Raw genomic sequence first — 20791 nt, 5'->3', positions numbered from 1 at the left:
TCACATCACAGCAAACATATTATACATTTTCATTTTGCGGATATCGTCTTTTGAGATTTTCAGCTCATTTAGCAGCTCCTGATTTTCGGGCAGCGGGGTTCTGGAGAACAGCATTTTCAGGGCGATGGGCATAAACGGGCGGAAGGAAACCCCCGACATCAATCCCCATTTTTGCTCGGATTCCAGGAAGGAAGCGAGAATGTTGATCGTCAGCTTTTCCAGCGGCGTAGCCTGGTTGGTCAATATCAGTGTTGTTAGCGTGTCGTAATGCTCCGTGTGGCCGATATACGAATTTTCGCACTGCCAGTAGTGGTCGAAGTCGCGGATGTTCATATACAGCATGGTTTTGTAGCCGGCTTCATCGGCCTCAGGCAGCATATCCACCACGCACCGGACGATTTTGTTAATCCGGCCATCGTAGAAATAAGTGTAGAACCGGCTGGAATTTTTAAAAAAGGTGGCAGGCAGGTTCTCAATTAAAGGCACGGGACTGCGGGGTTCGGTGTATAGCAGCTGCTCCACCTGTACATTTAACGCCTGTGCGATTGCGTACAGTGTGTTAATATCCAAGGCGATGTCGCCGGTTTCGTATTTCGACACGGTTGCTTTGCTTTTGAAAATGGCGCTGGCCAGCTCCTCCGCCGACATGCCTTTGTATTTCCGGATGCTTCTGATTTTTTTGCCGATTTCATGACTAACCTGCTGGCTCATCTTTTTGCTCCTTAGAGTTTCTTATAAATAGATCCTGCTGTGAAAATCACTTCGTTCTCATGTATTGCCTCTAATTATAGCACGAAAGTCCCCAAATGATTATTGAAACGAAACTAATGGAGGATTTTGTCTCGTATCACGAGAGTTGTGTTCTTCGATGCCTTAAGGAACTCTATGTAATAATGATCTCACAACACATCCTGAGGCGTGCAGGTTTGGAGGAGAGACGGAGCATGAAATACAACTTTGATGAAATCATTGACCGGCGAAACACCAATTCAACCAATGTGGAAGGGTTTCGCGACTATATGTTTTGCGGCAGGGAGGATCTGCAGTTTGCGTATAAAGATGAAGAACTTGTGCGGATGTGGATTGCCGATATGGAGTTTGCCACCCCTCCCGAGATCATTGATGCGATCCGTGAGCGGCTGAATCAGCGGATTTTTGGGTACAGCCAGGTGTTTGACCCTGCTTATTATGCGGCTGTTGCGGCATGGACGCAGAAATTTTATCAGTGGACGTTTCCGGAAGAACATCTGGTAACCTCGCCGGGAATCATCCCCGCTCTATATGAGCTGTGCGAATACATCTGCAAGCCGGACGAAAAAGTGCTGATTGTTACGCCCTCCTATGGATATTTCCAGTCGGCTGTCCGTCATAACCATCTGGGGCTGGTCTGCTCGAAGTTAATCAATAACGGCGGGCAGTATTCGATGGATTATGACGACCTGGAGCAAAAAGCAAAAGATCCTAAAGTGGTGTTGTGCATCTTCTGTAACCCCCATAACCCGACGGGCCGGTTGTGGACGGAGGAGGAACTGCGGAAGGCGGGGACGATTTGTTTGAATAACAACGTCCGGGTGATCTCCGACGAAATTCACTGCGACCTGCTGAGAAGCGGTCTGCGGCATATTCCGCTGGCCAAGCTTTTTCCTGAATCGGACCAGATTATTACCTGCATGGCGCCAAGCAAAACCTTTAATATGGCCGGCCTGATGTTCTCGAACGTCATTATTCCCGATCCGGTCTTGCGAAAAAAGTGGCTAGAGCGGCATTATGCCTTCAAAAATCCGCTGAGTATCACGGCCACGCAGGCTGCCTATGAACATGGCGAAGCTTGGCTTCAGGAACTGAAGTGTTATCTCGATTTGAATTTTGCATACACCGCTGAGTTTTTAAACACCCATCTGCCGAAAGCTGTATTCCGTATTCCCGAATCTACTTACCTCGCCTGGATTGACATCAGCCGCTATGTGGAGGCAGGGGAGGACCTGTCGTATCTTTTCGCCAGACACGCCGGTGTCCTGCTGGAGGACGGAAGCATGTTTGTCGATCATGCCGAAGGGTTTATCCGCCTGAATCTTGCTTGTCCCCGGGCGATATTGGAAAAGGGCCTGGAAAGAATCGCTGCCTATTTGAACAACAGCAACAGCAGCAGCGGAGCCAGCGACAGCAGCAGAACTAACAACAACAGCAAAACCAACAGCAAAACCAACAGCAACAGCGGAGCCAGCGACAGCAGCAGAACCGACAGCAGCAGAACTAACAGTGAAACCATTGACGGCGGCTTGAAGACCGGAAGCGCAAAAGTCAGTTAAAGCATCCGTTCGCCAGGGAGAATTATATAAAGATCTCAACTTTCGCAGCTGGAAAAACAGCATAGACCCTTGAGTGAGTGAGGAAAATTCAATAAATTTACTTATATTGATAAAAAACACCACACTTGTTTGGTGTCATGGTAGTGCGACCAACCATGTCAACAAGAAAGGTGCAAAAATTTAGGTTACAGCAACATTTCCCTGTCTGAACACAGTCTTGATTTTCTGAATTTTGGATGCCTTTTTGTAGCAGCTCAACATTGTCCTCTCCTATGACTTTCTTACGGACTGAGAGGGCCTTATTTGCTGATTATTCCGTGATTTGGCAAAGAGACGGACTCAGATTCCCTTATTTACGAGGAAAATTCACCGTTTGCATGTTTTCGGTACGAATAACGGATCTGGAGTCCGCCAGGCAACCCAAAAGCCCACGAATATCAGAAATAACGTCCTCTGGGTCCGGAAAGACCTCGGTATCGCGTTCGGTGGTAATCCGCTGCGGGTCTGTTACAGGAGAGGATTCGTTCCAGTTCGTTCAACGACAACAGCGGCAGTCCAAGATATGGTTTATCAAGTCTTGGTTCACGCTGCTTTTATTAACTCAATTTTCGCAGCCTGAGATCGGCAGCACAGCCTGAGATCGGCAACACAGCTTGAAACCGGCAGCGCAGCCTGAGTTCGGCAGCGCAACTTGAGATCGGCAGATACGCCTTGAGATCACTGGGCAAACCGGAGATCCCGTGCTGGAGTTGACTTTGAATTAGGGTGGAGCATTTCTTCCCAACCTGAGTCGTAATTTCGTTCAGCCGTTCTATGAGTTACGTCAAGGCAACTGCCTAGTCTAGCGTGCTAACTTCATCGCACCGTAAATCCCGCCGAGCGGGCGTTCGCCGCAACGAAGCCGGACTTATTCTATTTTTCAAAACGATTACTTTATTGCGGTTAAATTCACGCCAGGACTGGAGCTAAGCTAATTTTCGCTCTGCGAAAGTTGAGTAAAGATGTATAGACGGCTTCGGAGCAGCTTTCCGAAGTCTTTTGCCTGTTCCTGAATAAGATTACAGACACTGCAGTGATTCAGTGTTTACTCTTTTTCTTTTAAGAGCAAATCCAGTTTTTTATGTAACGACTTTAGCTGCCGGTCATAATGTTTGTAGGTAATGAATCCAATGATAGCTTTGACTCCAAAAAATAAAACCGCTGCAATTGCAATTAAAATATAGTTGTGAGCCAGCTTGCCAAGCCAATCATTTACTCCTGTCATCAATGCCCCTGCTTTCGTTTATAAGGTAGAGAAGTGGAGCGCCATTTGCATTCACATATCCACTTCTACTGGTGTCCCTGCTGCTGCAGGGCTTTTTTAGTCTCGTGTCAGGTTTAGTTTTGAAGTAAATTGAAGGAATTATACGAAGGGGAAGTTCCTGCGATTTGGGTACTACGTCTTTTTTCTAACTATCGAGTAAACTCCTCAACTTCGCGGTTCTCCTAAGTATGGAATATTTTCGTTGAGTAACCTCAATATCTGCACAATCAAAGTAAACATCAAAAAAAGCTATGAAAGCGCAAAAAACGGTTATTTTATTTATTTATTATGATGCTAATATGAAGGAGAAACCGTCTAACCCCCGGAGTTGAAACATGCGTAACGCTCATCAGCAAGAAAAGCCAACTGAATCTACAGGAAGGGTAGCGATAATGTGAAGCTGGCACATGTTCAGACTGACGAAAATGGCGTTACACTGATTACCGATAGAGGCCGAATACACATCGAATCGCGCACTCCCGGCATTGCCCGAATTCGATATACGCTGGATACGGAGTTTAGTCCTAAAGACAGCCTCATGATTGTGAAGCGGCCGGAGAACAGCGGTTTGCCGTGGACAGTTACGGATCAGGACGGTTATCTGGAATTATCGGCCGGGCTCATCGTAATCCGCGTAGACAAAGCGACCTGCGCTTTCAGTTATTGGGATACGGAAGGCCGGCTGCTGGCAAAAGAACCGGATACAGGGGGCAAGACACTTGAGCGGGTGAATGTCCGCTTGGCGGTTTATGATGCATCCGGCGGAAACATCGAAACGGATCAAGGCGCGGATGGATTGCGTGTCAGGGTGGAAGGACCGCGGAGGTTCGTGGACAAGCCGGCCTGCCACACCAAACTGGAATTCGTATGGCAGCCGGACGAGGCGCTGTACGGTCTGGGCTCGCATGAAGAAGGGATGCTGAATCTGCGGGGGAAACAGCAATTTTTATATCAGCAAAATATGAAAGCGGTTGTACCGGCCTTTTTGTCGACAAAAGGATATGGGATTCTGCTCGACTCCTACTCCTGCATGACCTTCCGGGACGATTCGTTTGGTTCTTACATCTGGACCGATGCAGACGATGAAATGGAATACTACTTTATATACGGTCCGGAGTTTGACCAGATTGTTGGCGGAATCCGTTACTTGACCGGCGAAGCGCCGATGCTTACCAAATGGTCCTATGGCTATGTGCAATCGAAGGAGCGTTACGTTTCCGCGGAGGAGTTGATAGCAACCGTACAAGCGTACCGGGACCGGAATCTGCCGATTGATTGTATCGTATTGGATTGGCAGTCATGGACAGGGGAGCTGTGGGGGCAAAAATCGCTTGATCCGGAACGTTTTCCGGACCCCGCCGGAATGATGCGCAAGCTGCACGCCCTGAACGTCAAATTGATGGTGTCGATCTGGCCGATTATGAGAGAAGGCGGCGAAAATCACCGGGAAATGCGGGAAAAGGGATTCCTGCTTGGCAATCAGGCAACCTACAATGCTTTTGCGGAGGAAGCGCGGCAGCTGTATTGGGAGCAGGCCAATGCCGGACTGTTTGCGCACGGGGTTGATGCGTGGTGGTGCGATTGTACCGAACCGTTTGAGGCCGATTGGAAAGGAGCCGTCAAGCCCGAGCCGGAGCAGCGTATGCTGCTTAACACGGAAGAAGCCAAGCTGTACCTTGATCCCGAGCTTCTCAATGCTTATTCCCTGCTGCACTCCAAAGGAATTTATGAGGGGCAGCGTTCCGTTACCGCCAGCAAACGGGTGGTCAATTTGACCCGGTCCGCTTACGCGGGACAACACCGTTACGGCACGATTACCTGGTCCGGCGATATATCGGCGAACTGGGATACGCTCAGAAAACAAATCGCGGCAGGGCTGTCATTCTGTGCGACTGGTTCTCCATACTGGACAGTCGATATCGGAGCTTTTTTTGTTCACGGCAACCCCGATCTCTGGTTCTGGAATGGGGACTACAACGGCGGTGTAGCGGATTTGGGGTACCGGGAGCTGTATGTCCGCTGGTTTCAATGGGGTGTCTTCCTCCCGATGTTCCGTTCGCATGGAACCGATACGCCAAGGGAGATTTGGCACTTCGGCGAACCGGGGGAGGCGATGTATGATACGCTCGTGAACTATTTGAAGCTTCGATACAGGTTGATGCCCTATATTTATTCACTGGCAGGAGCTGTGGCGCACCACGGCTATACGATGCTCCGCATGCTGGCATTTGATTACCGCGAGGAGGCAAGCCTGCATCCTATTGACGACCAATATATGTTCGGCCCGGCTTTCCTTGTAGCGCCGGTCACCCATGCGATGTATTACGGTCCGGATTCCCGTGAACTCCATAATATCAAGAAGTCCCGTTGCGTTTATCTGCCGGACGGGGAGTGGTATGATTTTTGGACCGATGTCCGGTTGGCGGGCGGCAGGACGATTGACGCAAAAGCGGACCTGGAGACCCTTCCGCTGTTCGTTCGTGCAGGGTCCATCATTCCTTTCGGACCTGAGATCCAGTACGCCGACGAATATTCCGTTTCCGGAGCGGAGGTCCGGTTGAAGGTATATCCCGGCAGGGATGCCCTGTTCACTTTATATGAAGATGAAGGGGATGGTTACCGCTACGAGAAGGGTTTCTTCTCTGAAATTGAACTGAAGTGGTCCGAGACGGACCGGACGTTGACCTTGGGACAGCGGACCGGCAGTTATGACGGGATGCCGGAGATCCGTCAATTTATTGTTGAAATTGCCGGCCGGTCCGGAAATTGCTTGGTTTGGTATAAAGGAGATTCTGTAGTTATCAGAGAAAATGATTTACATGACTAATCAACATGAGGAGTGTATTCAAATGAAACAACAAGGATTAAATCCTTACCTGCCTTCTTGGGAGTACATCCCGGACGGCGAGCCTTATGTGTTTGACGGAAGAGTATATGTATACGGTTCGCATGACCGCTTTAATGGACATGTCTTCTGCTTAAATGATTATGTGTGCTGGTCGGCGCCCGTGGAAGATCTGGGAAACTGGCGGTATGAAGGCGTAATTTACCGCAAAACGGATGATCCGCTGAATCCCGACGGCAGGATGTGTCTCTACGCCCCTGACGTTACGGCAGGCCCGGACGGGCGTTATTATCTCTATTATGTTCTGGATAAAGTATCCGTTGTGTCCGTGGCGGTCTGCGATACTCCGGCGGGCAAATTCGAATTTTACGGGTACGTCAAATATGCCGATGGGACCCGTCTCGGTGAAAGAGAAGGGGATGAACCCCAATTTGACCCCGGCGTATTGACGGAAGGTCAATATACATATCTGTATACCGGCTTTTGCGCGCGCGGGGACCGGTCCAGACACGGCGCCATGGCGGCGGTGCTTGGTCCGGATATGCTGACGATTGTGGAGGAACCGGTATTTGTTGCACCGAGCGAACCATACAGCAAAGGCAGCGGTTTTGAGGGGCATGAATTTTTTGAGGCGCCTTCCATCCGCAAACAGGGGGATACCTATTATTTTGTTTATTCCTCCATTGTGATGCATGAATTATGTTATGCTACGAGCAAATTTCCAACCAAAGGTTTCGAATATCAAGGGGTCATTATAAGCAATAGCGATCTTCATATTGATTCTTACAAGCCGGCAGACAAGCCGATGTATTACGGGGGCAACAATCATGGCAGCATCGTTGAAATCAACGGATCATGGTACATCTTCTATCACCGGCATACCAACGGTACCGCGTTCTGCCGGCAGGGCTGCATCGAGCCGATCGCTTTCCGGGAGGATGGGACAATTCCCCAGGCTGAAATGACGTCCTGCGGACCAAACGGAGGACCGCTTGCGGGACACGGAGAATATCCGGCCTATCTCGCATGTAATCTGTATTGTAACGAAGACCGACTGTATACGGGCGGATTTGATGAGATGGGCGCCTGGATGGACAGCCGGTTTCCGAAGATTACCCAGGACGGGAAGGACGGAGATGAAGAAACCGGGTATATCGCAAATATGACGGATTCGGCCACGGCCGGATTCAAGTATTTCGACTGCAGCGGCGTCAGCAGGGTCAGCATCAAAGTTCGCGGGTATTGCAGAGGAGCTTTTGAAATCAAAACGGCCTGGGACGGTCCAGCCCTGGGGCAAATCCCGGTACATTCCTCCAATGTATGGACAAAACACAGCGCAGACATCGCCATTCCGGACGGGATACAGGCGTTGTATTTGACATACAAAGGCACGGGAGGCGCAAGTCTCGCCTCATTTGAACTGGAATAACCAGCTTTCCCGCGGGCGGGATAAGGGAATAGAGGCAGCTTCGGAGGCGTCCGGGGCTGCTTTTTTTATGGTGTGGCACGACCAGGAAACAGCGTAGCGGATGTTAAAAAATGATAACGCTTTCTTAAAAATGTCGGCTTACCCCGTCAGCACCCGGCAGGATAGACTAGGGATAAAAGGAGGAACGCCGATGGAACTGAATACGCACCTTCCAAACCCTGCGGTCAAGACGGGAAGACGCGAGCTGTTGTGGAAGCGGTTCAAAAAACAAAGGGTCCTGCATGTGTTTGTTGGACTAGGCATGATCTTTTTGCTCATCTTTTCTTATACGCCTATGTTCGGCATTCTTATGGCATTTAAGGATTACAGTATTTCGAGCGGCATCAAAGGGATTTTTACAAGCGAATGGGTTGGCCTGAAATATTTTGACGAGTTTATCCATGATTATCAGTTTGGCAAAATTGTACGCAATACGCTCGCTTTAAGCCTTTTAAAGGTGATTTTTGCTTTTCCTGCCCCCATCCTGCTTGCCATCATGCTGAATGAAGTCAAAAATATGGCCTTTAAACGGTTTGTCCAGACGATCAGCTATCTGCCTCATTTTATTTCCTGGGTGGTTGTAGTTGGCGTCTCCTACGCCTTCCTGTCCACGGATGTCGGCATGATAAACCGGGCGCTTGTGGATTTGGGCCTTATCGATCAGCCGCTCCAAATTCTGACCAGCCCCAACTATTTTTGGGGACTTGCGGTTGGCAGTGCGGTCTGGAAGGAAATGGGCTGGTGGACCATTATTTTTCTGGCGGCCATTACGGGAATTAATCCTGCGCTGTATGAAGCCGCCGAGATTGATGGAGCAGGGAGATTGGCGAAAATTCGCCATATTACCCTTCCCGGGATCAAAGGAACGGTTGTCGTGGTGCTGGTTCTCACGATCGGCAGCATCCTTGGAGGCGGTCTGGTCGGATCCAACTTCGAACAGGCGTATCTGTTCGGCAACAGCATCAACAATCCAACCTCGGAAATTGTACAGACCTACGCGTTTAAGGTTGGGCTTAGCGACGGCCGGTTTTCCTATGCGGCAGCCATTGATTTGATCCAATCGGTTATCTCCGTTGTGCTGATCTTTTCAAGCAATTACATCGCTAAACGAGTTTCGGGATCGAGCTTGTTCTAAAGGAGGGAGGGAGATTCGTGCTGAAGACGCAGAAACAAAAAGATTTGCTGTTCGACAGTTTTATTTACGCCGCTTTGTTTGTCATCATGCTCTCCATGCTGTACCCGTTTTATTATGTGCTGATCGCTTCGTTTAATAAAGGCACCGACACCCTTATCGGCGGCGTTTACCTCTGGCCCCGGAATTTCACCTTGGAGAATTATGAAATTTTTCTGTCTGACCCCAAATGGTTAAGCGCTTTTCTGGTGACCGTTGCCCGGACGGCGGCGGGTACGCTGCTGGGCCTCCTATTAACCAGTTTGGTCGCTTATGCGCTGTCACATAAGGATCTGATGTTCAGCAAGACCTATTTTACAATTATCATCTTTGCCATGTACTTCTCAGGCGGCTTGATTCCCTATTATGTCGTGCTGCGTTCGATTGGTCTGCTGAATTCGTTTGCGGTCTATATTGTGCCGTCCATGCTCAATACGTTTTTCCTGCTGATCGCCATTTCATTTTTCCGGGAAATTCCCGGCGAGCTGAAGGAATCGGCCCATATCGACGGCGCTGGTGAACTCGTCATTTTCTTCAAAATCATCCTTCCGGTTTCGACGCCGGTGCTCGCTACAATGGCGTTGTTCATGGGTGTAGGACAATGGAATTCGTGGCTGGATTCCGCTTATTTCGTTCAGTCGGAGAGTTTGCGGACGCTCACCTTCCGGATGATGGAAGTGATCAACCAGAGCAATGCGCCGATGGATGCCTTAGCGGTAGCCAACCGGCCGACTTCAGGGGTGACAAGCTTTTCGCTGCAGGTTACCTCGATGGTGGTGTCCATTGTACCGATTATCTGCGTTTATCCGTTTCTGCAAAAATATTTCGTACACGGGATTATGCTGGGTTCAGTTAAAGGCTGAAGCAGCCGGACGTGGAGGAATGGACGGATACCCATACTTAATGTAAGCGGAACCAACCGGTAGGGCCTCCGGCTCCTACCGGATTTTGTGTGCTTATGTTACTTTAAAAGGTATAAATTGGCGGCAGGGGGTCTCGACCATGAGCATAGTACGCAAAATTATATTAGGGTATGTGATCCTGATTTTTATCCCGGTTGTTACATTCGGGTACTACTACTACATTCAAATCTACGGAAATCTGACCCAGCAGTTCGTGGAAAGCCGGCAAAACATCCTGGAACAGGCTTATGCAAATATGAAGGCGGATCTGGTACGAATCAGTTCCATTCAACGGCTGCTGCAGTACAACCCCTATCTGACCGATTATCTGGAAGGCAGGTATTCCTCAGACTCGGAGAGCATTTATACCTACAACCGCTATATCAGCCCGCTTATCAACAATTCGCTGTTCACCAATCCGGAGATTGAGAGCTTTCGGATTTACAAAATAAAGCAGCAGGCGCTCCCGATTACGGACCGGTTCCTCGATATTTCAGCTCTTCCGCGAGAGGGGGCGGAGATCGCCCGGGATTTAAAACCAGGTCATGGAAGGTGGATGATCGCCGATCATGAAGCCGAGCCGCCTCCGCTCATCTTTTATCAAAACCTGTATAATCCCGATTACACCGAAAGGATTGGATTGCTTGAACTGCAGATCAACAGCGGCCTGATCCAGCGCTTTTACAAGGCGACCGGAAGCGAGGGGAACTGGACCGCTATGCTGCTGCCTAAACGAGGCATGCCGCCGGCCTTGGCGGATCCGGGGCAACGAAAGGAAGAACAAGCTTTGGCGCAGCTTGCCGCAGACGATAAGCGGCCTTATTTTGCCAACCGGAATAGGATTGTAAATCAACTGGATATCGAAGAGCTTGACGCCCGGATTGCGGTGATCGGGAAAGCGGACGAGGTGTTCCATACGGTAAAACGCAAGGGAATGATTATGATCTCCATGATTGTGATCCTTTTGGCCGCCATGTCCTTCGCTTATTATGCGCTTGCTTCTACCCTCGCCAAACGCATTTTGCGTCTTGCCAGACATATGCGCAACCTGAACGACAACAACATGAAGCAGTATATCAGCAAGCATGACAAACCGAACCGCCAGGATGAAATCGGCTTTTTGACGGCGACCTACAACTCGATGATTCAACGTATGGACGAGCTGATCAACAATGTGCACCGTGCGGAGCTGCGAAACAAAGAAGCGGCCTACAAAGTGCTCCAGGCACAGATCAAACCGCATTTCCTTTACAACACGCTGGAGACGATTCGAATGCTTGCCGAGTCCAACAATGACAAAGAGGTAGCGGATATTTCTTATTGGTTCGGAAAACTGATGCGTTACAGCTTATCTTCAAAGGAAGATGAAACGGTGCTTGCCCGTGAAATCGAAACGGTTGTGTTTTACCTGAACATTCATAAAATGAGGCTGCAAAACCGGCTGACTTATGAAATCGACATTGCCGCCGATGCGGAGCGGATCCCGTGTCCGCGGTTTATTTTGCAGCCGTTGGTCGAAAACAGTATCATTCACGGGGCTTCCTCTACGCTCCGGCCTGTCCATATCAAACTTCAAGCAGCCGAAGCCGAAGACGCGGATGAAATACGCATTACAATAACGGACACCGGAATGGGGATTCCGGAAGAAAAACTGCAGCTCCTACGTACCAGGCTGGCCAAGGGACCCGCAGCTGCCCCTTCCGCTGAAGAAAGCGAGGGAGGCGTCGGTCTGTTCAATGTCAGCGAAAGAATCAGATCCTATTTTGGCGGCGGGGCGAAATTAGTGTTGGATAGCACCCAAGGCCGCGGAACCTGTCTTACTCTCATTGTGCCAAAGGATATTAAGAAATGACAACGCTTTCTTAAGGATGTTAGCTTACGCGGGACCTGCGCGGAGGATTAAGCTATATACAGAAGGACGTAAGCGCATACACAACAACGGTTGCAGTGCAAACGGTATAGGTCATGACTTAAGCCGGTTGGCCAGACTTCAGACTTGTTCACATCATCCGTTTACCGATATTAAAGCTCCTGCTTTAATATAAACCAATTACTAATGGAGGGGTTCTATGTATAGAAACAGAGGCAAAAAAGCACGGCTGCTGCTGCTGGCGGTTGTGATGCTGATGGCGCTGTTATCGGCCTGCGGGAGTCAAAACACGAATCAAAGCGAAGGAGCTGGAGCGGATAATCAGACCTCGGCGGACGACGGGAAAATAAAGGAGCTCTCCTTGTTTATTGACGCCTCGTGGTATCCGGTTAAGGAATGGAAGGGACCTGTCGCCGAAAAAATTACCGAAAAGACGGGGGTAAAGCTTAAGGTAACGGTCGCCACGGACGACAAGCAGCTCCCGTTAATGATCTCTTCCGGAGATCTCCCGGATCTGGTATTCACCTACTCGAATATTGACCGGATGTCGGATTCAAAGCTGTCTTATCCTTGGAATGAGCTAATCGAAAAATATGCGCCGGATTTTAAAATCGATGATACAAGAATTGCGATTCATACCATGGATGACGGGAATTTTTATACCATCCGAAATTCGTTTGCAACCCAAGAGGAAATGAGCCAGAACAAATATGCGATTGGAAGCGACGGCAACCCCGGTATCGCGGTAAGAGAAGATCTCCTGAAAGAGCTCGGCAATCCCCCCCTGCAATCGCTGGACGATTTCGTAAAGATTTTGGGTATGGTTAAAGAAAAGTATCCTGAGATGGTACCGCTCATTATGGACAAAGACTGGATTGAACAATATTTTCTGCAGCAGCTTGGGGTGGAAGCCCTCCTGGACGGATGGTATGAGCGGGACGGGAAAATTGATTACGCGATCAGACAGCCGGAGATGCTGGAGTTCTTCAAATTTATGAACAGCCTGTACCGCAACGGATATATTTTGGGAGAGAACTTCGCGTACACCAATGATCAGATCGACGATCAATACGCATTAAGCGGCAAAGCGTTTGCACACAGCCATACTGTCAGTGTAGGAGATATGGATAATATTAAATCCAAAAACAATGGGGACAGCTACACCTTTAAAATGCTGCCAAGCGCATTATCGGAAAAGACCAAAATTGTCAGCACGGGACTCGGTTTTGCCGGCACCTTTATCACCAAGAAAAACAAAGACCCTGAAGCATCCATTAAGCTCCTGCAGTACCTGGCAAGCGATGAAGGGAAAAAGCTGACGATGTTCGGCGTCGAAGGCGAGCACTGGACATGGAATGAAGAGGGATACCCGGAACTGAAATACGACCCTTCGGATGCCGACTTTATTAACAGCAACGGAATCAAATGGTGGTATTTATACAACGACGGAGTGATGGAAGGCCTGCAGGGATATGTTCCGGGCACGCAGAAAACGCAAGCTTTGATGGAACGAAAGGAAGTTACGGTCTATAAGCCGGAAATCGGCCTGATTCAAACCCAGCCGGATTCCAGTGAAAAGACGATCAAAACCAAAATTGATGAAATGGTGAAAAATGAAAAAGTAAAAATCTATTTGGCCGAGTCGGAAGAAGAGGCGGTGGCCAATTATGAAACGATGATTAAAAACGCAGAAAATCTCGGGCTTCAGCAGCTTGTGGATTGGGCCAATGAAATCTATCAGAAAAAGAAGGACTTATTCAAGTAAAACGAGAAGTTCGATAGGGGCCGCTGTGCCTCTATCGAACTTTATCTGTATACGTTCGCTCATAAAAGGATGGGGTGTAAGGTGAAGGTATTAACTGTTGACGATGAGCCGTTAATCCTGAACGGGCTGGTCAAAATTATCAGGGAAGTGGCGCCGCTGGGAACCGAGGTCCGCGAAGCCTCCAATGCCTATGAAGCGCTTGACCTAATGAAGGATTATCTGCCAGATGTGACGATAACGGACCTGAATATGCCGGAGAAAAATGGATTTGAGCTGATCGAGGAAACCAGACAAGGCGGGTGGTGCGAGCGTTTTATCATCCTGACTGGTTACGATGAGTTCGAATATGTGCGCAGAGCTCTTCGTACCGGGGTGGTGGACTATCTGCTGAAACCGATCGATAAGGGTGAAATCGCTTCCCTGCTCGGTCGCGTACGGGAAGAACTGCCGGATGAATCCGATTCGGAGTATTCCCATCATGCCAGACGTATCCTCACCTACATGCAAATCCATTTTAGAAAAGACCTGTCGCTGGACCAGCTGTCGGACCAAATGAATCTTCACCCGAACTACATCAGCAGCTTGTTTAAAAAAGAAACCGGCCATACCTTTATCAATTATCTGAATATGCTGCGGATTCAGGCGGCACAAGAGCTGTTAATGTCGGGTAGCGAGCTTCCCGTAAGCACTATCGGGCGGCAGGTCGGTTATGACAATAAGCATTATTTTACAAAGGTATTTAAGAAATATACGGGGACCACGCCGGGGGCTTACCGGAAAAGCGAACAATAGCCTGAGAGAAGGAGCGTGGAGATGGGGATCTGGAAAGATTATCACTTCGGCGATATGGTCGCACGTTATGTCAAAGACAGCCAGACCGGGCAGCTTGGCTTGGTCTTGTTTCCTTTGTCCAAAATCGCTGAGGTATGCGATAAAAACTACAAGGCCGATCCTTTGGTGCAGCTAAAATGGGTTGGCGATGCGTACCCCGGCGGCTTTGCGCACGGCCACTCCATGCGGGGCAGCGCAACTACGGACACTTTGCGGTTTGAAGAGCAGTTGAGGATAGACAATAAAACCTGTACTGAGATTGTATCGGTCTGGCGCAGCCGGGAAGCAAGCAGAATAGAACATCATTTGGTCTGGTATCGGGGTTTTGGGGCCTTGGAATCGTTTACAGTGGTCAGGAATTGCGGCGCATCGGCTCTTACTGCCGAAATGATCTCTTCTTTCTCATTAACGGGTTTGACCCCGTTTGCGGAGGACGAAGGGCCGGAGTCGTTAGTTCTCCATCGGATTCTCAGCTCCTGGTCCGCCGAAGGGCGGTTAACCTCCAGCACGATTGAAGAGCTGAACCTTGAACCAGCCTGGGCGCCTCATGCGGCTAGAGGCATAAGGTTTGGACAAGTCGGATCGATGCCGGCAAGAGGATTTTTTCCAATGGCTTTTTTGGAGGATGTCCGCGCCGGGGTTACCTGGGGGGTACAGATTGCCCACCCCGCGTCCTGGCAGATCGAAGTCGGTAGAAGGGACAACGCTCTGTTTCTATCCGGCGGACTGGCCGACAGGGAGTTTGGCCATTGGACCAAAAATATCGGGCCTGGAGAGTCGTTCCAAACTCCGCGCGCTTATCTCACGGCCGCGGTTGGGGGAGTGGACGCTGCGGCGGACCGGCTGACGGAAATACAGAAGCGCTCCCTTATAGGCGGTCCCGAACCGGAAGAGGATCTGCCGGTTGTTTTTAACGAGTTTTGTACCTCTTGGGGGTCGCCGTCGGCTGCGAGTCTCTATGCAATTGCGGAACGGCTCAAAGACAAAGGCATTCGTTATCTGGTCATTGACTGCGGCTGGTATAGGAGCAAAGGGGCAAATTGGTTTACAAGCATGGGGGATTGGGAGGTCAGCGCACAGGATTTTCCCGATGGCCTGGGCCCTGTGCTGGAGCACATCCGGCAGTGCGGCATGATCCCCGGCATCTGGTTCGAGCTGGAAGTGTGCGGCGCGGCGTCTACGGCGTTTCACCGGACGGATCATCTGTTGAAGCGGGACGGTCTGCCAATCACAAGCGGAGACCGGCGCTTCTGGGATTTCCGTGATCCGCATGTCATTCGTTATCTAAAAGACAAGGTGATCGACTTGTTAACCACCCATCGTATTGGCTATTTAAAAGTGGATTATAACGATAGTTTGGGAATCGGCTGCGACGGGGCGGAATCGCTTGGGGAAGGATTGCGGCAGCAAATGCAGGCGGTGCAGGATTTTTTCAGATTGCTCCGGCGGGAGGTGCCTGGAATCGTGATTGAAAACTGCGCCTCCGGCGGACACCGGCTGGAACCGTCCATGGTTGGGCTTACAAGCATGTCATCGTTCTCCGACGCGCATGAATGCGTAGAAATCCCGATCATCGCCGCTAATCTTCACCGTGTGATTCTGCCCCGGCATAGCCAGATTTGGGCCGTGCTCAGGAAAACGGACACTCCGCAGCGCATGGTGTATTCGCTGGCCGGGACGATGTTGGGGAGAATGTGCTTGTCCGGCGATATTCATGAGTTAAGCGCGGAGCAGTGGGGAGTGATAGACAAGGCGATCGCCTTCTATAACAAAGCTGCCCCAATCATTAAAGAAGGCACAACCAGCAGATACGGGACTTCCGTGCGCAGTTACCGGCACCCCAAAGGGTGGCAGGGGATCATGCGCACATCCAAAGACCAATCCTTCATTCTGGCGGTGGTTCACACCTTTGGCGGCGCTAAAGAAAGCATAACATTGCCCCTTCCCCTTGACTGTGGAACCTATAAGATTGTTGAAATCTTTTCAGATACAGATATCGGGATCAACCTGGAACAAGACCAATTTTGTATCGGATTGCATAGACCGTTTTCGGCTGTCTGTGTTTTACTTGAGAACATGGGCTGAGAAGCTGGCAGGCCGAGAATTAAATTTCTTCGTCAATGGAATGGAGGAAATTATGAATCACACTACACATCCCCGCCGGTTATGGTACGCAGAGCCTGCGGCTGAATGGAACGAAGCGCTGCCGATCGGAAACGGCAGGCTGGGAGCGATGATTTATGGCAGAACCGCCGAGGAGAAGCTGTCGCTTAACGAAGATTCCGTATGGTACGGCGGTCCGCGCGACCGCAATAATGAAGATGCGCTGCCGAACCTGCCCCGGATCCGCAAGCTGATCCTGGAGGGAAAGCTCCGGGAGGCGGAAGAGCTGGCGGCGATGGCCATGTCGGGGCTCCCGGAATCGCAGCGCCACTACCTGCCTCTAGGCGACCTGCTGTTGTCGTTCGCCGGTCACGATCTGCCGGCCGAAGATTATGTCCGGGAGCTGGACCTGGAGCACGGCGTCTCCCGGGTTAGTTACCGGATCGGAGAGGTGCGGTACACGAGGGAGCTGTTTGCAAGCTATCCGGACCAGGCGCTTGTCATCCGGATCACCGCCGATAAGAAGCGGGCTATTTCGTTTAAAGCCCGGTTTAACAGGCACAATTGGCGCTATCTGGAAAACACGCGGAAATGGGGCCGCAATGGGCTGGTGATGCGGGGCGACTGCGGCGGAGAAGGCGGCAGTACCTTTTGTGCCGCGGTAAAAGCAGACGCGGAAGCAGGCGAAGTCCGTACATTGGGTGAATATTTGCTGGTGAACGAAGCCGATGCGGTTACGCTTACGCTTGCCGCCGGAACAACCTTCCGGCATCCCGATCCGGGGCTTGAGGTCAAACGGCGGTTGGACGCTTTAAGCCAGATGTCTTATTCGGAGCTGCTGGAACGGCATATTGCGAACTACCGGTCGTTATATGCACGGGTCGAGTTGAAGCTTCCGGAATCAGCGGAATTAAGTAAACTGCCGACAGGCGAGCGGCTGGCGCTTGTGCGCAAGGGCGGAGAGGATGCCGGATTGATCGCTGATTATTATCAGTTCGGCCGTTATCTGCTGATTTCCTCCAGCCGTCCCGGCTCCCTGCCCGCAAATCTTCAGGGAATCTGGAACGACAGCTTTACCCCGGCATGGGATAGCAAATATACCATCAATATCAATGCGCAAATGAATTACTGGCCGGCTGAAAACGCCAACTTGGCCGAATGCCACGAGCCGCTGTTTGAGTTGATCGAACGGATGCGGGAGCCCGGCCGGGTTACGGCCAAGGTCATGTATGGCTGCCGGGGGTTCACTGCGCATCATAATACGGATATTTGGGCGGATACGGCGCCTCAGGATACCTATCTTCCAGCTTCCTTTTGGCCCATGGGCGCCGCCTGGTTATGTCTGCACTTGTGGGAGCATTACCAATATACGCAGGACCGTTATTTTTTGGCGCGAGCCTTTGAGACGATGAAAGAGGCGGCGGTATTCCTGCTGGATTACTTGATCGAAGACGGGGAAGGCCGCCTCGTCACCTGCCCGTCCGTGTCGCCCGAGAACAGCTACCGGCTTCCAAACGGGGAAACGGGGGTATTTTGTGCGGGAGCGTCCATGGACTTCCAGATCATTGATGCCTTGTTTCAGGCTTGTATCCACAGCTCGGAAATCCTCGAAATAGAAGAGGAGTTTCGAGGTGAACTTGCCGCGGCACTGAAACGGCTGCCTAAACCGCAAATCGGCCGCTACGGACAAATTCAGGAATGGATGGAAGATTACGAGGAGCTTGAGCCGGGCCACCGGCACATCTCTCATCTGTTTGCCCTTTACCCGGGCGAAAGCATCAGTCTGGAGCATACGCCGGAGCTGGCGGAAGCGGCCCGGACGACTTTGGAACGCAGGCTGGCTAATGGCGGCGGCCATACCGGCTGGAGCCGCGCCTGGATCATCAACTTTTGGTCCAGGCTTCAGGATGGAGCCAAAGCATACGAGAATGTAAAAGCGCTGCTCGCGCATTCGACGCTGCCCAATCTTTTTGACAACCATCCTCCGTTTCAAATCGACGGCAACTTTGGAGGAACGGCCGGCATCACGGAGATGCTGCTGCAAAGCCACGGCGGAATCCTCCGGCTGCTGCCGGCTGTCTCCGATGACTGGAGTGAAGGCAGTGTCAAAGGGCTGAAGGCGCGCGGCGGTTTTACCGTGGCGTTTGACTGGGAATCCAAACAGGTACAGCGGGTCACCGTGACCTGCGCCGTTTCCGGTCCCTGCCGCTTAGAAGCGCCAGGACTCGGGCCTGTAGGGTTTGAAGGAGAGGCCGGGCAATCCTACACATTTTTCAAGTAAAGGAATGAGCCACACCCTAAGCTGAATTATGCCGGGCCGTCCGATGCTGGAATCGGGCGGCTTTTTTTGATGATGATGACAAAAACGTCCGCTTCACCAACTCAAATTTATGGGGGAAAGACCTTTGTTTTATGAATTGTAAGCGCATTCTCAGACGGTATACTTTAACTATCACCAAGGTTGAACACCTGACGAGCAGCCAGTAAAAAAAGGGAGGCACAGCATCATGCAGAAAACAGCAAGACGTTTGGCGAAAGGGGCCGCGGCCGGTATTATTGCTTTGTCCATGGTATTGTCCGGCTGTAGTTCAAACAGTAACAACTCCGCGGGCAGCGGAGGAAAAGAAGGGGCAGCTGCAAATGACCCTAACGCACCGGTTACGTTTTCCGTCTTTATGAACGGGCCCGGACAACAGCCAACCGCCGACAACAAAATCCTGAAAAAAATTAAGGATGAGACCGGTGTCAGCTTCAATATGGAATTCCTGGTCGGCGACCTGCAGCAAAAGCTTGGAGTGATGATCGCCGGCGGAGACTATCCGGATATTATGTCCGGGGATGACAAGCTCATTAACGCCAAGGCTTTTATTCCGCTTGAAGACTTGATTGAAGAACATGCGCCGAACCTGAAAAAGCATTACGCCGCTGTCTGGAACCAAATCAAAGATGAAAGTGACGGACATCTCTACGTCCTGCCCAGTTACGGGGTATATCAAGGACGGATTACCGAACCGACCTATCAAGGCCCTGGCTTTTGGCTGCAAAAAGCCGTGTTGAAAGAAATGGGTTATCCTACGCCGAAAACGCTGGACGAATATTTCGATATTATTGCGAAATACAAGGAAAAACATCCGGACATGATTGGTTTTGAAACACTGAACTTTGACTGGAGAGTATTCCCGCTGCAAAACGCGCCTGAGCATTTATCCGGTCATCCCAACGACGGCGCGGTTGTTGTCGACAATAACAAAGCGCAAATTTTTGCCGACAAAGAGATTTCTAAAACCTATTACAAAAAGCTAAATGAAATCAACGCCCAAGGCTTATTGGATAAAGAAGCGTTTGTACAGAACTACGACCAGTATCTGGCCAAAATCTCCAGCGGCAAGGTCATCGGGATGTTTGACCAGCACTGGAACTTCGGGGACGCCGAAAATTCGCTGATATCTCAAGGCAAAATTGAAAATACGTATATCGGGTTTCCGCTGCTCTATCCGGGAGCCGAAGAATGGTACCGCGACCGGGGCGCAGTAGGAACCAACCGCGGGTTCGGCATCTCGGTCAACGCCAAAGATCCGGTCCGGATCATCAAGTTCTGGGACAAAATGATCACGGAGGATTGGCAGAAAGTCATCCAGTGGGGCATTAAAGGCGAGGATTACGAAGTGGACGACAAAGGAATGTTTTACCGGACGCCAGAACAACGCAAAAATGCGGACAACACGAGCTGGCAGCTGGCCAACAAGATCAAAACCATGCACGGCTACATGCCGAAGATCCAAGGGACCTACAGCGACGGTAATGCGGCCGATCCCGGAACACAGCCGCAAGAATTTTACGACAGTCTGAAGCCTTACGATCAGGAGATTTTGAAAGCGTATAACAAGAAGACATGGTCTGAATTCTTCAAAGAACCTAAAGAGAATCCGGTCTACTTCCCGGCCTATTCCATCGTATTGAAAGACGGATCGGCGGCGCAGATGGCCCAGTCCAAGCTGAATGATCTCCAGGTGAAATATTTGCCTAAAGTAATTATGGCGAACCCGGGAGAATTTGAGCAAACCTGGACGGAATATGTAAACGAGATTCACAAGCTGGACATCAAAGCGTATGAAGACCGGATGAACGAACAAATTCAGTGGCGGATTGAGAACTGGAGCGTCAAGTAAGCGGGAGACGGCAGGAGGAGCGGGACGCGGTCCCGCTCCTCACCCATAAAGCCCA

Annotated in this window: 13 protein-coding genes; 11 read left to right on the top strand and 2 right to left on the bottom strand. The window is 50.6% G+C overall.

Features of this window, described 5'->3' with window-relative positions; genetic code table 11:
- Positions 1-711 carry a helix-turn-helix domain-containing protein gene (locus ACE6ED_RS16320; RefSeq protein ID WP_410828258.1) on the bottom strand — a complete coding sequence of 237 codons (711 nt, stop codon included), beginning with the start codon at positions 709-711 and terminating at the stop codon, positions 1-3.
- Positions 712-944: 233 nt separating this feature from the next.
- Here ACE6ED_RS16320 and ACE6ED_RS16315 point away from each other — a divergent pair, with 233 nt between their 5' ends.
- A complete protein-coding gene (locus ACE6ED_RS16315; protein ID WP_410828257.1) occupies positions 945-2309 on the top strand; it encodes a MalY/PatB family protein in 1365 nt (454 codons plus the stop codon).
- Positions 2310-3393: 1084 nt separating this feature from the next.
- On the opposite strand, the gene ACE6ED_RS16310 is transcribed toward ACE6ED_RS16315, so the two are convergent.
- Positions 3394-3573, bottom strand: a complete 180-nt coding sequence (locus tag ACE6ED_RS16310; protein ID WP_410828256.1) for a hypothetical protein — start codon at positions 3571-3573, stop codon at positions 3394-3396.
- Between the two features lie 433 nt (positions 3574-4006).
- On the opposite strand from ACE6ED_RS16310, the gene ACE6ED_RS16305 reads away from it, so the two are divergent.
- The 10 genes from ACE6ED_RS16305 to ACE6ED_RS16260 all read left to right on the top strand — a co-directional run bounded on the left by ACE6ED_RS16305 (position 4007) and on the right by ACE6ED_RS16260 (position 20736).
- On the top strand, positions 4007-6439 hold the full coding sequence (locus ACE6ED_RS16305) for a glycoside hydrolase family 31 protein (protein ID WP_410828255.1): 2433 nt from the start codon (positions 4007-4009) through the stop codon (positions 6437-6439).
- A gap of 22 nt (positions 6440-6461) precedes the next feature.
- Positions 6462-7886: a family 43 glycosylhydrolase gene (locus ACE6ED_RS16300; RefSeq protein ID WP_410828254.1), complete on the top strand. Its 1425-nt coding sequence runs from the start codon at positions 6462-6464 to the stop codon at positions 7884-7886.
- 190 nt (positions 7887-8076) lie between these two features.
- Positions 8077-9060 carry an ABC transporter permease gene (locus ACE6ED_RS16295; protein WP_410828253.1) on the top strand — a complete coding sequence of 328 codons (984 nt, stop codon included), beginning with the start codon at positions 8077-8079 and terminating at the stop codon, positions 9058-9060.
- A 17-nt stretch (positions 9061-9077) separates the two neighbouring features.
- Complete coding sequence (locus tag ACE6ED_RS16290) at positions 9078-9959, top strand: carbohydrate ABC transporter permease (protein ID WP_410828252.1); 882 nt, start codon at positions 9078-9080, stop codon at positions 9957-9959.
- A 139-nt stretch (positions 9960-10098) separates the two neighbouring features.
- The gene (locus tag ACE6ED_RS16285; RefSeq protein ID WP_410828251.1) at positions 10099-11850 is read left to right on the top strand and encodes a sensor histidine kinase; all 1752 of its coding nucleotides are present in this window, start codon (positions 10099-10101) and stop codon (positions 11848-11850) included.
- A 217-nt stretch (positions 11851-12067) separates the two neighbouring features.
- Positions 12068-13633, top strand: coding sequence for an extracellular solute-binding protein (locus ACE6ED_RS16280; RefSeq protein WP_410828250.1), 1566 nt, complete (start codon positions 12068-12070; stop codon positions 13631-13633).
- A gap of 81 nt (positions 13634-13714) precedes the next feature.
- Positions 13715-14425: a response regulator transcription factor gene (locus ACE6ED_RS16275; RefSeq protein ID WP_410828249.1), complete on the top strand. Its 711-nt coding sequence runs from the start codon at positions 13715-13717 to the stop codon at positions 14423-14425.
- A 21-nt stretch (positions 14426-14446) separates the two neighbouring features.
- Positions 14447-16549, top strand: coding sequence for a glycoside hydrolase family 36 protein (locus ACE6ED_RS16270; protein ID WP_410828248.1), 2103 nt, complete (start codon positions 14447-14449; stop codon positions 16547-16549).
- Positions 16550-16601: 52 nt separating this feature from the next.
- Positions 16602-18848 (top strand): glycoside hydrolase family 95 protein, encoded by a 2247-nt coding sequence (locus ACE6ED_RS16265; RefSeq protein WP_410828247.1) that lies wholly within the window; start codon positions 16602-16604, stop codon positions 18846-18848.
- 226 nt (positions 18849-19074) lie between these two features.
- Positions 19075-20736, top strand: coding sequence for a type 2 periplasmic-binding domain-containing protein (locus ACE6ED_RS16260; protein ID WP_410828246.1), 1662 nt, complete (start codon positions 19075-19077; stop codon positions 20734-20736).
- Positions 20737-20791: the final 55 nt, after the last annotated feature.

The sequence above is a fragment of the Paenibacillus nanchangensis genome, from assembly GCF_046543445.1.
In the GTDB taxonomy this organism is placed as follows: domain Bacteria; phylum Bacillota; class Bacilli; order Paenibacillales; family Paenibacillaceae; genus Paenibacillus_AQ; species Paenibacillus_AQ nanchangensis.
The sequence above is the reverse complement of the archived record's forward strand: the minus strand, read 5'-3'. Positions and strand labels throughout refer to the sequence as shown.